The 17175-nt window shown below is 33.9% G+C and carries 4 protein-coding genes and 1 pseudogene; 2 read left to right on the top strand and 3 right to left on the bottom strand.

The genetic code is table 11. From position 1 onward, the window contains the following. Nucleotides 1-58: 58 nt before the first annotated feature. Both Q0845_RS03155 and Q0845_RS03150 read left to right on the top strand, forming a co-directional pair. A complete protein-coding gene (locus Q0845_RS03155; RefSeq protein WP_298509046.1) occupies nt 59-1540 on the top strand; it encodes a recombinase family protein in 1482 nt (493 codons plus the stop codon). Then, nucleotides 1531-1704 (top strand): annotated as a pseudogene (locus Q0845_RS03150) (single-stranded DNA-binding protein); the annotation flags it as partial. The gene Q0845_RS03155 and the pseudogene Q0845_RS03150, both read left to right, overlap by 10 nt. 198 nt (nt 1705-1902) lie before the next feature. On the opposite strand, the gene Q0845_RS03145 reads toward Q0845_RS03150, so the two are convergent. The 3 genes from Q0845_RS03145 to Q0845_RS03135 are packed head-to-tail and all read right to left on the bottom strand — an operon-like array spanning nt 1903 to nt 17120. Next, nucleotides 1903-2901 carry a hemagglutinin protein gene (locus Q0845_RS03145; protein WP_298509043.1) on the bottom strand — a complete coding sequence of 333 codons (999 nt, stop codon included), beginning with the start codon at nt 2899-2901 and terminating at the stop codon, nt 1903-1905. A gap of 4 nt (nt 2902-2905) precedes the next feature. Further along, nucleotides 2906-14212: a M4 family metallopeptidase gene (locus Q0845_RS03140; RefSeq protein ID WP_298509040.1), complete on the bottom strand. Its 11307-nt coding sequence runs from the start codon at nt 14210-14212 to the stop codon at nt 2906-2908. Between the two features lie 34 nt (nt 14213-14246). Continuing rightward, entirely contained in the window at nt 14247-17120 is a 2874-nt protein-coding gene (locus tag Q0845_RS03135; RefSeq protein WP_298509037.1) for a tail fiber domain-containing protein, read from the bottom strand. Nucleotides 17121-17175: the final 55 nt, after the last annotated feature.

Here is a 17175-nt window from a genome sequence, read left to right as displayed (position 1 = left end):
TACCTTGGATTCACTTTACACTCTTTATAAATTGATATAAACGTAAAAAAGCAATAATATGAATGTAGGTATATATGTGCGTGTAAGCTTTATTGATGCCAAGAATCAAGAGAGTCCCGAAATACACGAAAATAGAGGACGGAAATACGCAGAATTAAAAGGATGGAATGTGAAAAAAGTATATACACTTCCTAGTATTTCTGGTAAATCAACAATCAATCACAAAGAAACACAACGAATGCTTGAAGATATTAAAAGTGGAACTATCCAAACACTTATCTTCAGTAAACTTGCTCGATTAGCCCGTAATACAGAAGAGTTAATCTATTACTCAAATTACTTTCAAAAACATGAAGCCAATATGGTTTCTCTTGGAGAACATATTGATACATCTACCGCAAGTGGAAGGTTGTTCTATACGATGATTGGAGCGATGGGACAATGGGAGCGTGAGAACAATTTGGAACGTATGATGGCATCAATTGAGACACGCAGAGAAATGGGAAAATTTGTTGGCGGTATTCCATCATACGGATATAAGGTTGAAAACTCTTTTGTAGTTATCAATGAAGAAGAGGCTCCTATACGAAAATTGATTTATGAACTTTTTCTAGAACATAAACGAAGAACAACGGTTGCTCGTATTCTCAATGAACGAGGATATAGAACTCGGAAGAATAAAAAATGGTCAGATATGACGATTTCACGACTTATTAAAAACTCAGATGCGAAAGGTATTCGTAAATCCAATCATACAGCAAAACGAACAGAGGATAATCCAGATGGTATAAAACCTAAATCAGAATGGCGATTTGATCCATGTCCTGCTATTATTTCAGAAGAACTATGGGACTCATGTAATGCAATTTTAAGGGAACAAGAAGCCAAGAGTAATCAACGAAAACCATTAAACCAACGTGTGCATATTTTTACAAGTTATCTGTATTGCCACAATGGACACAAAATGTCTTTGACTACAAAGACAAATAAATATACTTGTGTTGCCTGTAAAGTTAGAATAGATAAAGATGATTTAGAAGAAATTTTCAAAACACGATTAGAACAATTCATCATCTCAGAAGAAGAACTCAATTCGTATAATCAATCAAGTAATGAGGAAATGAAATTGAAACAAGATGAGATTGAATTTGCAGAAAATCATTTGGAAGAAGTTGAAGCGAAAATGGATCGATTGCTTACGCTTAATATTGAAGGTGAATTACCGATCAAAGGTTTTAAGAAACATTATGAACCATTGTTTGAACAGAAAGAACAGATCATATCAAATATCGCCGTTTTAAAAGGAGAACTTCAAGAGATGAAAGAAACACAAGGTTTCTTACCAAATGTACTTACACAATCAAAAGATTTATATGCTAAATGGCACACACTAGATCGTCCCGAGAAACGATACATTGTACAGTCTGTAGTCAATCGCATTGAATTTGATGGTCACAATATCAAATTCAACTTAAAGCAAATAGCTCCGCTATCTTCTTTAGAATTGGGTCAGAATGACCAACGTAAAGGCACAACCTAATCGCTTGGAACAAAACGGCCGAAATCGTTGAAAAATATTTATTGAAAGGAAAAGAAATTGCAGTGGAAGGGAAGTTGACCAATCGTACGTATGAAACTGACGAAGGTGAGACAAAGTATGTAACCGAGATTTTGGTCAATGAAATATTAATGTTAGGGAGATAGATTTGGGACATCTATTGCTTATCTGTAAAGAGGCTGGTTGTTGGGAATCAGCCTCTTTTTAAATCCCAGTTATTCTAAAGATAGTTATCTGTTGTAATTATTTACTTATGGAGACTTCTTCTGATAAGCAAGACTGGATAACTGTTTGAAAAACCATATATTAACGTGAATACTAACGGGGATTTTTTTTCATACTATTTAGTTTTCTGGTAATTGTTCTTGTATTTGATATGTACTAAAATTCAGGAAGTTTTCTGGATGTGCTAAAACATTCTGAAGAATGAATGGCGTATCTGGTGTAGTACCTGTGTATTGAATTGTACCATTCATATCGACATCAGAATTATTGTATCCTAATACAGCATAGGTTGGTAAATTTAAGAAGTTCCCAGCATCATTTAATACTAATGAAAGTATGCTTGGTACATCAGGATTTGTTCCTGAGTATTGTATAACAGCATCTTCATTTACATTTCCTGCCCACATGGCTACAATTCCGCTTGGCATTCCAAAGGTCGTTTGTGCATTAGAGCCAAAAGTAATCTGATTTGTCGCATTTGTAAAGTCTACAGTAGCGCTTGTACCTGATAATGCTACTGTATTTGCTGTCATAATTCCTAAATGGCTTCTGTGTTTTATAACCACATAATAATCATCTGCTCTTACTTCTATTTCAATATCAGATAATCCATCTGTTGCTACAATATCGCCATCGCGTTGTAATAAGGCTGATTGACTTGACGCTACTATGGTATTATCTACAGCATCACGAAGCTCAATAAAAACCCAATCTACAATATCATCATTATCCATTCCTGTTCCTGATGTACCGCCTGTGTTTAAAACACTAGCAGCACAGGTTAAACCATCGCTGTATGGAGACGTTGTTGTTAAAAGAGTACTACGTAAATCATCTCGCATTAAATTATTAGAACTATTTAATAATGCGCCTTGTAAAAACACGATTAGATCTATTTTTATGCCTAAAAGAATAGTTGTTTGATGGAAACCTTGAGTTAAAGTCGAATTGCCATCAGTAATAGTTGTAACCGCAAGTTCTCCTACTGTAAAATTTAGACTAACAGTTCCATTAGCGATTGTTTCTCCTGATGAGGCTACAACTTGACGTTCAATATCCTGAGCTTGACTAAAAAAGCTTATGCATATAATTCCCAAAAATAAAAAGTAATGTTTCATAGTTTTAATTTTCTGGTAATTGTTCTTGTATTTGATACGTGCTAAAATTTAGGAAGTTCCCTGGATGCGCTAACACATTCTGAAGAATGAAAGGCGTATCTGGATTGGTTCCTGAATATTGTGTGTTACCATCCATATTTATATCATTTGCATTGTATCCTGTTACGGCGTATGTAGGGAAGTTTAAGAAGTTTCCGGGATCATTTAATACTAGCGATAAAATATTTGGTACGTCTGGAGTTGTCCCTGAATATTGTACTATTGCATCTTCATTTACATTTCCTGCCCACATTGCCACGATTCCGCTTGGCATTCCAAAAGTTGTTTGCGCATTGGTACCATAAGTGATTTGATTTGTAGCATCTGTAAAGTTTACCGTGCTTATTACTTCTTTTAAAGCTATTGTATTTGCCGTCATGATTCCTAAGTGGTTTCTGTGTTTTACGACCACATAATAATCACCTGCTGCAACATTATGAAAGGTTAGTGGTGTTATTAAATCGTCTGCAACATCTACGACATCTCCATCACGTTGTAATATGGCTGATTGTCCAGCTACTACGATTGTAGGATCAGTTGCATCTCGTAATTCCACCCAAACCCAATCGACTATTGAGTTATTTCCGTTATCGGTTATTCCAACTGCTTCACTTATGGATGCTCCATCCGTATATGGTGTATCCGAATCAATATGTCCATTTACTCTTAAATCGTCTCGCATTAGGTTTTCTTCTCCTACATTTGGATTTAATAAAGCACCTTGTAAAAAGACATCGATATCCACGATTACATACTCGCAGCTGATCTCGTTAAAACTTGCTGTGACATCTTTATTATTTGTCCAATTATCAGTACTCCATGCGGCATCATCTACTAAAATACAAGTCAAATTTGGATTATTTAAAGCATTGAATACAGTAAAATTTATATTATTTCCGTTTTTGGAATTTAGACTAGTTAATGCATTATTAGATACATCTATGTATGTTAATGCTGAATTCAAACTTAAATCTAAGTCTACAATATCATTGTTTTGGCACAATAGACTTTCAAGATTTACATTGTTACTAAGATCTAATGCGGTTAGGTTATTATCAAAAATCGCAAGGATTTTTAACGCTGTATTATTACTAAAATTCACCACTGTTAATCCACTATTAGATGCAAATACCTCTTCTAAAGCTGTATTATTTGTTACATTCATAGTTGCTAGATTTGCGTTATCTGTAACATCTAGTATTTTTAGATTTAGATTAGTACTTAAATCTAAAGTCGTTAATAAATTATTGCCTACATACAGGTTCTCTAGTGCTACAAAATCTTCGATACCTGTTAAATTTGCAATACTCTGATTTGTAGCGTTTAAATTAGTTGCTGCCTCAATTAACGCAGTAGGAACTAGACCATCATTGCTAATATCGTCGTAACCCAAAGTATCTAGCCAAGCTTCAAAATTAGCATCTGGGATCGTGGTATAACGACAAAAAGTATCAGTAAAAGTGGCTGTAGCGTCTTTGGTCCATGTAGTATAATCGTTTACTAAATCATCTACTCTAATACAGGATAAATTAGGGTTCCCCGAGGCATTAAAATTGTTCACATTCGTATTGTTACCGTTTTTAACATCCAAGTTTTCTAATTCATTGTTATATATCTGTACTATTTCTAATGCTGTGTTTAAAGAAAGGTTTAAACTAGTTAGGGTTGTATTATAACAGTATAAATCTTCTAATAAAAGGTTCTGTGATAAATCTAACGTTACAATATCTGTATCAAAACATATTAATCTTTTCAATAGCGTATTATTCGTAACATCCAAAGACGTGATGTCTGTACCTCTACAGTTAAGCTCTTCCAATAACGTGTTATTTGTTAAATTTAAACTCTCTATAGGGTTTGCAGTACATTGTAGCGCTGTTAAATTCACATTAGTACTAACATCTAAAACAGCTATATTGTTAAGATTACAATTGAACGTTTCTAAAGCTATAAAGTCTTCTATTCCTGTTACCTCTGTAATCCCTTCATTTCTGACATCTAAACTCGTTACTACTTCAATTAACGCAGTAGGCACTTGTCCGTCATTAGTAATATCATCATAGCCTAAAGCTTCTAATGCAGCTTCAAAATTTGCATCTGGAATTGCCGTATAATGACAATAGGTATCATTAAAACTTGCTGTGATATCTTTACTCCATGAGCTATAGTCATTGTTCGTTACATCATCTACTAGAATACAGGTTAAATTTGGATTCGAAGTCATATCAAAATAACCAATAATCCCATTATTCCCGTTTTTAATGTTTAGTGATGTCAATTCACAATCAATACATTCTACATCTTCTAATAGTGTATGATTGCTTAAATCTAGACTGGTAATTGTATTAAAAGATAAATAAACACCTATTAGTTGAAGGTTATTAGACAGATCGACCTCAACAATTGAATTGCTATAAGCATCTAATGATTCTAATAATGTATTGGCACTAACATCTAATGCAGTAAGGAAATTAGTATCAATGTCTAAATTTTCTAATATCGTGTTTTGAGAAAGATCAATAGTTGTTAAATTATTCTCGAAAGCATTTATGCTTTTCAAATTTACATTGTTTGTAACATCTATTGCTGCAATGGTATTTCTTGAAAAATTAAGACTTTCCAACGCTGTATTTGAGTTTACATTTAAAGTAGTTAATGAGTTTGACGAACAGTTTAAAGTCGTAAGCGCAGCAAAGTCTTGGATTCCCGTTAAATCAGCTATGCTAAGATTTTTTACATCTAAATTCGTTACCGTCTCTATTAAATAGGTAGGTACTTGTCCGTCTGCTGTAATATCATCATAGCCTAAAGCTTCTAGTGCAGCTTCAAAATTTGCATCTGGTATTGCGGTGTAACGACATCCTGTTAACGTATAATTTGTGGCATTGTCTTTTTCCCAATCAGCATTTCCTGAACTATACGCAATATCATCTACTATAATACATAATAATGAAGGTGTGCCCGTTGCTAGAAAGTCTGTAATATTAGTATTGTTTCCATTCTGAATATTTAGATACGTTAAATTACTACAGTTTGTAAGCTCTACTTCAAGTAAGTTTGGCAACATGCTTAAATTTGCCTGTACAATAGCCGTTTCTTCAGCAAAAAGAGTTTCCAAATTGGTATTGTTAGATAGATCTAAAGAAGTAAGCGGATTAAAACTGATATTAAGATCCGTTAAGGCTGGACAACCACCAAGGTAGATGCTTTCTATGTTGTTATTGTGCGCTCGAAGTGTGGTGAAATTTGCTTTCGCACCTAAGTTAATAGTACTAAGCGTCACATTACTAAGGCAATCTAACACTTCTATTGACAAGTTTGCTCCTACATCTAACGTTGTTAATGAGTTAGATCTACATTCTAAATTTTCTAAGGCTGTAAAATCTGCAATTCCAGTTAAGTCTGCAATTCCTTGGCTATTTACATTTAATGACGTCACTACTTCTATTAAGGCAGTTGGTACTTGTCCGTCAGCAGAAATATCATCATATCCTAAGGCTTCTAATGCAGCTTCAAAGTTTGCGTCTGGAATTGCGGTGTAACGACAATAGGTGATCGTAAAACTTGTTGCAACGTCTTTGGTCCACTCTGTATAATCATTCGCTAAATCATCTACTATTATACACGTTAGACTTGGATTGTTGTCAGCTACAAAATTGGTTACATTCGTATTATTTCCATTCTGAACATTTAGATATGCTAAATTAGCATTGTTGCTACAGGTTAATGCTGTCAATGCTGTATTGTTACTCAAATCTAAGCGTGAAAGATTGTTATCTTCTACAAATAGTGTTTGTAATAGTATATTGTTTGAAACATCTAATGCTGTTAAATTATTTGCTAAAAGATCTAATTCTACTAATTGGGTATTTAATGAAACATCAAGACTCGTTAGTGAGTTTCCATATAAAATTAAGCTTTGAAGACTTGTATTATTTGAAACATCCAAATTTGTTAAATCGCAATTGAACGCACTTAATGACAGTAAGTTTGTATTGTTAGAAAGATTAATAGTGCTAAGTGAATTGTTATTAGTACATAATAAAACTTCTAAAGCCGTAAAGTCTTCGATACCTGTTAAATCTGTAATATCTTGATTGGAAACGTTTAGATTGGTTACAACTTCAATCAGTCGTGTTGGTACTTTTCCGTCTCCAGAAATGTCATCATAACCAAGAGTTTCTAATCTGGCTTCAAAATTAGCATCAGGAATTAATGTATACTCACAATCTGTATCGCTAAAGTTTACGGATCCATCAATTCCCAACCAATAGGTTGTTGAATACGCTGCATCATCCACTAAAACACACCCTAAATCCGCATTTCCTGTTAATTGGAAGTTTGTTCCTCCAGTAATGTTGGTATTGGTACCATTCTGAAGGTTTAGAGCTGTTAAACTATTACTACTTGCTCTAAATGAATTTAATGCTGGATTATTGGATAAATCTAACGAGATAAAGTCATTTCCATTTCCCCAGAAAGAAGCTAATGCTATATTATTACTTACGTCTATTGCGGTTAAGTCGTTACCTGTTATCCATAATATTTTTAAATCTAGTAGATTGGTTACGTCTAAACTAGTCAATCCGCAATTTTCTGCTTTAAATCCTACTAGCAATGTATTTGCTGAAAGGTCAATAGTTGTGAGGTTGTTACTTCTAACAATTAATTGCCTTAATTCGGTGTTATTTGCGAGATTTATAGTGTTTAGTGAGTTATAACCAACATCTAAGACTTTTAACGCACGGAAGTCTTCAATACCTGTTAAATCGGCAATACTTTTGTTTTCTACATCTAAAGTTTCTACAACTTCAATGAGTTGTGTTGGCACTTGTCCGTCTCCAGAAATATCATCGTAGCCTAATGCTTCTAGTTCTGTTTCAAAATTGCCATCTGGTATTAAAGTATAACGACAATAAGTATCGCTAAAACTTGCCGTTCCATTAACATTGGTCCAATTAGTTGCGCTGTATGTCGCGTCATCTACGAGAATACATGTTAAACTTGGATTTTGATTTGAATAAAAATCAGTAATAACTGTATTTGTTCCATTTTTAAGGTTTAGGAAAGATAAAGACGTTTGAGATATTTCAATTTCTTCAAGCGCCACATTATTACTTAAATCTAAATCTGTAATAGGAACATCAATAACCAATAAATCAGTTAATAATGTATTATTAGTTACATCAAGACTTGTAAGATTAACACCAGAAAGACCTAAAGTCTCTAAATTCAAATTTTGTGATACATTAATTGAAGTTAAATTAGTATTACCAGTTATACCTAAATATTCAAGAGCAATGTTGTTTGTTGTATCTAAACTCGCAAAACTGTTTCCAGTACACGTTAATGATTTAAGAAGTGTATTGTTTGACACATCTAAACTTGTTAGGTTAGAATTATTACTAGTCTGTAAGTCTACTAATTGTAAGTTCTGTGATAAATCTATAGTAACAAAATTATGCCCACTTACATCTAAGGTTTCTAAAGCTGTAAAATCTTCTAATCCTGTTAAATCTGAAATATCTACAAAGCCATAACTTATATCTAGGTTTGTGATATTCTCTATTAAAGTGGTGGGCACTTGGTTGTCTCCAGAAATATCATCATAACCTAAGGCATCTAATCTAGATTCAAAATTAGCATCTGGTATGGCAGTATAACGACAATAAGTCTCACTAAAATTTGTGGTAACATCTTTAGTCCATGTGCTATAATCATTATTAACTATATCATCGACTATAATACAGGCTAAATTAGGATTTCCAGAAGCGTCAAATTCAGTAATAATTGCATTATTTCCATTCTTTACATTTAAATACAATAAACTATTCTGAGAACAATTTAAACTTGTCAATACTGTTTGTAACGATAGATCTAGCGAAGTAATTTGTGTGTTTTGTACCCTTAATTCTTCAAGTAAAGGGTTTTGACTGAAATCTACATTAGCAATAGAAGTCTGATGCAGATAAGCTAATGTTAATAGTGGATTATTTGAAAAATCGATAGCCATAATACCTGTATTATTGGCTTTTAGTGACTGTAGATTTACATTAGAATCAATATTTAAACTGGTTAATGTTGCCATATTATACACATCAAGGTTTACTAATTGTGTATTATTTGAAACATCTAATGCAGTTAAGTTATTTGTATCACATCGCAATGTTGATAAATTGACGTTATTAGAAACATCAAGCGTTGCTATGTTATTATCTGATATTCTTAATGATACCAACTCCGTATTATTAAGAACGTTTAGTGTTGAAAGCGAGTTCTCCTTCAACATCAAACTTTCTAAATTTAAATTATTAGAAAGGTCTATTGTTGTTAAAGCATTATTAAAGCATGATAATGATACTAGTGCTGTAAAATCTTCTATTCCTGTTACATCTAAAATCCCTTCACTGTCTACATTTAGGTCTGTAATAACTTCTATTAAAGCTGTTGGCACCTGCCCATCTGCTGAAATATCATCATAACCTAATGCTTCTAAAGCAGCTTCAAAATTTGCATCTGGAATAGCAGTATAGCGACAATAGGTATCGCTGAAGCTTGTGGTAACATCTTTAATCCAGAAGGTATAATCTTTATTTAAATCGTCTATTAAAATACAGTTTAGATTAGGATTTCCAGAAGCATCAAAGTCTGTTATAATTTGATTGAAACCATTTTTAAAATTAAAAGAACTCAAGTTATTGTCTGCGCATTCAACTTGTGTCAGGGCAACATTTGTGGTAAGATCTAATTCCGTTAAATTATTTCCAGAAAGCCTTATAATTCGTAAAACCGTTTGATTAGATAGATCTATAGAAGTTAAATCGCTATTCGTTAAATTTACATTTTCTAATAACGGATTTTGTGTAAAATCTATACTCATTAGTGCGTTTCCGCTTAAATATAGGTAGGCTAAAGCTACATTATTCGTTACATCTAAACTTGTAACTCCTGTTTGGTTCAGGTTAAGTGTTCTAAGATTTGTATTGTTAGAAACATCAACCGTTGAAAAGGTGTTGTTCCTTAAATTCAAATTTGTTAAACCTGTATTTGCACTTACATCTACTGATGTTAATTGATTGTATCTTCCAGATACTTCACTAAGGTTTGTATTTGTTCCAAGAACTAAGTTAGCTACATTATTATTATCAAAATCTAAATTCTGAAGATTTACGTTGCTGCTAACATCTAAACTCGTTAACGAATTGTTACTACAAATTAAATCGGTTAAATCCGTAAAATCTTCAATTCCTGTTAAATCTGAAATAGATTGATTACTTACATCTAAACTAGCGACTACTTCTATTAAAGCAGTTGGCACTTGCCCATCTCCAGAGATATCGTCATGGCCTAAGGCTTCTAAAGCTGCTTCAAAATTTAAATCTGGTATAAGTGTATAATTATCACAGTATAAACTAAAATAAGAAGCGCCATCTATATTGGTCCAATTGGTAGTACTCCATGCAGGATCATCAACTAAAATACAATTTACGGGTGTTCCTGATGTATTGAAACCTGTAATACTAGTATTCGCGCCGTTTTGAATGTTTAAACTTGATAAAGTTGTTATATCATTAGCAATTAAAGTAGTTAATGATGTATTATTAGATAAATCTAGTGTTGTAAGATTTGTTGAATAAACATCTAGTGTTTCAAGATTGGTATTTAAGCTTAAATCTAGTGATGTAATATTTGAATTCCATAAATCTAAGTTCACTAAGTTTGTGTTAGAGCTGGTATCTACAGTTAAAAAATCACAACTTGTACAGTTAAAACGGGTTAAAGCAGTATTTGTAGATAAATCTATTGTAGCTCCAGAATATTGTCGTAATCTAAAGTCTTCGAGTAGCGTATTATTACTCACATCTATTGTACTAAAAACATTTCCACTAGCTGCCCAAAGCGTTCTTAAATTTATAAGATTCGATACATCTAAGGATGTTAAGCTATTATTATTCAATCTTAATGATTCTAGAGCTACAAAATCCTGGATTCCGGTTAAATTAGTAATACCTTCATTAGATACATCTAGTTCTGTTACTACTTCTATTAAAGACGTTGGCACTTGTCCGTCACTCGAAATATCATCATAGCCTAAAGCCTCTAAAGCATTTTCAAAATTTAGATCTGGAATAGCGGTATAGTCACAAAATGTACTACTAAAAGTTGCGCCACCATTTTGAGTCCAATTGGTAGTACTCCATGCGGCATCATCCACTAGAATACAGGTTAAACTTGAGTTTCCTCCTGCATGAAAATAGGTGAAGTTTGTATTATTACCATTTTTTATATTTAAACCTGTAAGATCATTGCCTTGCACAGAGAAATTGACTAATGAAGTATATGCAGAAAAATCATAACCTCCTGATAGATTACAGTTTGACAATGTTATTCGTGTAATAATTGATGGATCTGCTATGCTAAAAGAAGATAAGCTTGGATTGTTGTATGCTATTAACTCCTTCAATGCAGTATTACTACTAACATCTACAGTAGTTAAGCTATTATTGTCTGCATACAGCGTTTCAAGTGCTGTAAAGTTTTCAATTCCAGTTAAATCTGCAATGTTTTCAACACGTACATTTAAAGAGGTAATTGTATTGATTAATGAAGTTGGTACTTTGTTATCATTCTGATAATTGTCATATCCTAAATTATATAGCGCATTTTCAAAATTTGCATCAGGTATTTGCGTGTAGGCGACTTCAGTTATCGTAAAGTTTCCTAAGTCTTTAAAACATAATTCATCTCCATAAGTTACCCAAACATTATACGTATCAGCAGCTAAACCTGTTAATTCTCCTGTACCTATGCTATCATCAAATACAAAAGGATATGAAATACCTCCATCTACACTAAATTTTATTTGCGTTTGTGTTGCTTCATCTGGAAAACTAACTTGTATAATTCCATCAACTTCAGCAATATTGGCTTCTATGATTGTATCTACAGAAGCCGTTGGACTAGATAGTGTTTCTATTGTATATGTTCCAACTTCTATTGGACATTCATCTCCTCCGCGTCTCGCCCATACATTATAGTCGCCTGTTGCCAAATCTGTTATCGTTTGGGTTCCCGAATTATCTGCATAACTATAAGGATAGGTAGTTCCTCCATCAATACTGAATTCTATGGTATTCAATTCTGCAACATTATTAAAATTAACAGTTAGTGAACCGTCTGTAGTACTTGTACAGCCTGCGCCACTTGGTACTACACTCGTCACATCAGGCAATCTTTTTACATAAAGAAATTTAAAGTTTGTTGTTGAAGTATTACCACAACCGTTAGAAAATCTTAATCTAAAACGCACACCATCTAATGATACATCAGGATTTGTAACGGTTAAAGTATTTGTCGTTACTCCTGAATATGTTGTATCATTACTCAAATCTGTCCAAGATCCGTCAACATCATTTTGCCAAATCATACTATCTGCATATGCTGCTTCCGCATAGAATGTTCCTGTTCCGCCTACGCATACATTTAGATTTGAATTATCTACTATAATTACAGGATTGCTACCACTATAAGTATTTCCAACTCCTACGGCATACCATGCATAAGTAACTTCTTCTTCTTCAATAGAACAGTTGCCATAGATATCTTTAGCAGCTTGTATGGCAGCATCACGCGCATCTGCATAATCACTAGTACTTGTTAAATAGACACTTTCCATTCGTACAGCGATGGCGGCGGCGGCTTCAATTCCTATTCCTGTAACAGTAAAACTGTCTCCATTATCATTTGTTCCCGATCCTCCTTGAGATAGTAACCAAAACCAGTGCGCTAATACACCACTATTGGTATGTACGCCACAATAATCATTAGCCGTTCCATTAGGTGTACAACCACTTACATCATACCAATACGTTCCGCCATATGTATCTGGTTGTCCATAGGTGTTTGGGTTAGACATAGAGCGTAAAGTGCCTCCTCCGTTTTCATCATTTAATAACTCAAAGTTTTTAGAAGTTCCGTATGCGTTATTTGAATAATTGTCAATAGCTATTGCCCAAATATCTGAGAAACCTTCGTTCAATGCTCCAGATTCTAACTCGTAATCTAAATTCGAATTTGAGTTCGTAACACCATGTCCTATTTCGTGCGATACTACATCTAGATTTGTTAATGGTGTAAAAGAACCTGCGCCATCACCGTATACCATAAAACCTTTACTACTATTAAATGCTACCCAACCAGCATTTGTGTAATCTGTGTCAAAATGTACATAAGATGCTATGGTAGAATTTAGGTCATCATAACTATTCCTACCATGTTCATTTTTCCAATAATCATACACTACTTGTGCGCCCCAATGTGCATCTAAAGCATATTGATCTTCATCATTGCTCATGTCTGCCGCTGTCCAATTATTGTTCGCATCTGTAAAATCGGTAACGATAGCTGAATTGCCATAATTATTCAAATCATCATTATGATTAAAATTTACAGTTACAATACCATTTCGTTGGCCACTTCCATAATTATGTGCTTGCCCAGTATTTGCACGTGTTTGATCGTATAAAATATAATCTGATGACTCTAGCGTAGTTTCTATATTTTGAGAACCAGAATATACAGTTGCGGCTGTTCCAGATACAAAAGGAGAAAGCGTATTCATTGTATTTGATGCTTCTTGGTTATCATTTACGTCATGATCATCAAAACATGAGAATACTAAATTTTTATATTTTAAAACCTTCCCCGTGATAGCGTCTATATATAAAACGCCCATTTTTAGTTCCGGTTTAGAAGTTCCAATACCAATGCTATATGCTAAATTGAGTATTTCATCTCTTCTGTTCGGCAAAATAATCAATTCCGGTTCTGGCTGGTTATCTTTTGAAATTCCATCTGCATTCACCCAAAAAATATCACTAGTTCTCATGTGATTTTTTGCAATGTTATATACAGAGCTTTTTGAAATCCGTGCCTGTGTAGAAATTCCGGTTGGATTAAAATAAGCACCATTAAAAGACTGTGTATTACCGTTGATTTTATGTGATTTTAGAATCCCAAATTCAACCTTAACACCATTGTAATATTGTTGATAGGTAAAGTGTTGCATTCCTAACTTGTCGGTTTCGGTTTTAATTAATCGAAACTCTGTGCCAGATATAGGTTGGATTTCAGATTGAAAAATACTTTGATCTGTGGTTCGCTGATTTGCTTGCTTGATTTTTTTTAATCTAACTTTCCCATAGTTATCTTGAGCTAAAATTGAATTAAAACTTAATAACAATGGCAATAACAATAGTAGTGATCTATTCATAGATTCGTTATTTTAAATTGTATAATTTTTACAATTACTTTTTATTCTTTATCAATTCTTTGATTAATTCTATTTCCTTTTTTAAGCTTTCTATTTCTAGATTTTGATTATCTATTAGCTTTTGTTGTTCTTTCATTCCTTCTAATAAAACTGGTATTAATTGTGTATAATTAACACCAAAATACCCGTCTTTATTTGTAAGCTCTTTAACCATTTCTGGAAACACTTTTTGAACATCTTGAGCCATTACTCCATATTCACGTTGTTTCGTTTTATCATTAATCATATTGTAGCTATAGCCATTAATTTCATTTAGCTTATCTAAAGCATTTTCTACTGGCTTCACATTTTCTTTTAAGCGTCTATCAGAAACATCCGTGATAGTTCCTGTGTATTCTATACTTCCAGCTACGTACAACAAATTTTCTGTAATATTGACTTGCGAATCTCCATCGGTTACAAAATGAATTTCATCATTTCCTCCATACGTTCCATCGTTTCCAATAGTGATAAGTGTAGATCCTGTTCCTCGTTCACTTTGAGCTTCAATAGCGTTGGTGTATATCCATGGTGTTGTTGTGAATCCTAAACCACTATTTCCTGACGCAGCTTGATCTGTACTTTCTGTGCCAATACTTATGTTTCCTATAACAGCAGTATCTACAACATCTAAGCTTGTTTGTGGGACAGCTTCTCCTATGCCAACATAGCCATTTGTATCTATGTATAATGAGTTTGCTCTAGCACCTGTTTCTATAGTAACTGGAGAATTATCATTAAGACTATCGTAAAAATTAAAGCTATCATTAGTACTATTCGTTCCTAAGTTCCAAGACACTGTATTAGTACCATCATCTTTGTCAAATAAAATGCGTGGGTTATATCCCGAAGGAGGTGTTAATTTGATTGTAGCATTTTCTGAAGTTGATACAACATGTAAGTTAGCACTTGGAGCATCGGTTCCTACACCAATATTTCCGCCAGTATCTACATACATTCCTTCATCATCGCCGTCTCCAGATATCCAATTTCCATTCGTTTCTGAATTATATTCTGCTACTCCTGGATGAATTTGCGTTTGAATTGGAATAAAATAGACTGCTCCAGAATCATTCGGGAAATTAGTGTACTTAGCACCTACTACTAAAGTTCCATTTGAAAAACTAATAGCCTTTCCTCCAAACCAAGTAAAATAACCAGCTCCATGAGTGATTTTTGCTATTTGTGTCCAGTTATGATTTCCATCGTTTTCAAATACATAAACAGCATCTCCTTCTGTTCCAGAACCGCCTCCAAAACAGGATACGTATAGGTAATTCCCGTCTAAAACAACATCGGAAGCAAATTGCTGATTGTTAAAACTATCTTTATCATCGTTCTGAACCATCACACGATTGGTCTCTAAATAATCACCATTTTCGTCGGCTCTATAAATATATACGCGTCCGTCACAACTATCCGATTGACAAGCAGCTCCTACTGCCATATATTCTCCATCTACTGCTATACTTGTTCCAAAAAAACGATAACTATTGCCGCCTCTTAAATCTTGAGCAATGGACCAAGTACCATCGCCAGCTTGTTCAAAAATTTGAACAGCTCCTACTTGCGCACTACCACTATTATAACGATCTGGTCCTCCTACATAGGCTTTTCCATTAGACAATACAACGGCTTCACCAAATCGTGTTTGATCATAGTTAGAAGCAATAGTTGGTTCTAATGTATTTTCTGTCCAAGTACCATTTCCGTTATCCTCATAAGAATAAGCGCCTCCACCAATAAAGGCATTTCTAGCGCCTACCAATACCATATTTCCTTCTATATCGACATCTTCTCCAAATCGATCACCATCTGCTCCATTACTAGGCTCAAAAATGGCGGTTTCTGTCCAAGTGCCTACACCATCATATTCAAATAGATAAGCCTTTCCACTAGCTATTCCTGATGTATTTGTTTGTGATATGGCGCCAACTACTAATTTATTTCCTTCTAAGGTGACACTTCTACCAAAGTCATCATTTGCAAAAGCATCACTTGCAGATAAAATGGTTTGTTCTGTCCAATTTCCAACGCCATCATTTATAAATATATATACCTGACCCGCAATGGACGAATCACTATATGCAGTTACAGCTGCTATATTGCCATCTATAGCTACACGATCACCAAAGCGATCGTTTGTAGATTCATTACTCGCTTGAACCTCTGAAGCTCCTAAGGTTGGTGCTGTTGCAGTGCCAGATAATGTATTACTCCCTAATGAATATCCTGTTAGCGAATGCCATTTTCCATTTTTAAAGCCTTCAAAATCATCTGTTTCGGGATTGTAACGAATTGAACCTACGGCATCACTCTCTGCTTCGTTTTCCCCTAAAGTAATGACATTGCTGGTTGCTATTCTACCATCTTCATCTATCGTCAAACCTTCGTCGTCTCCATCATTAGAAATGTAATTTCCTCCTATTTTTAGATTTTCTGTGACTGTATGATTTCCCAAATCATCACCATTTTCTACATTTTTAGCCATTAAAGCATAAGGTGTACTCATTAATTGAGAAGTTCCTACACTAGTATAAGCTGTTCCGCCAGTAACATCAACACTTATTTCTATAAAGTATGAATGTGAAGACCAATCTATTGCTGTAAAATCATCTGAAGTTGTTCCTTGACCTACAATAGCCGCAAAAACACCATAAGCATTAGTTGTAACAACATGTGTTTCTGTATACACTACCGTTCCCGTTGCTGAAGTTTGATGTAACTCAAACTGAACACCAACTGTTGTGTCTGTGATAACATTTCCCGAATCATCTCGCACTAAAGATTGATAATTAAAACCTTGTGGAGTTTGTGAAAAACTAATAATTGGAATTAGCACGATTAATATAAGTAGTATTTTTTTCATATTATTTCTGTAAAACATTAATCTCTTGAGTATGAATTATGCATAAAACCTAAAG

The organism is uncultured Kordia sp., assembly GCF_947489565.1.
Classification (GTDB): Bacteria; Bacteroidota; Bacteroidia; order Flavobacteriales; family Flavobacteriaceae; genus Kordia.
Note: the sequence above shows the minus strand (reverse complement) of the source record. Positions and strands in the feature narration are given on the sequence as shown.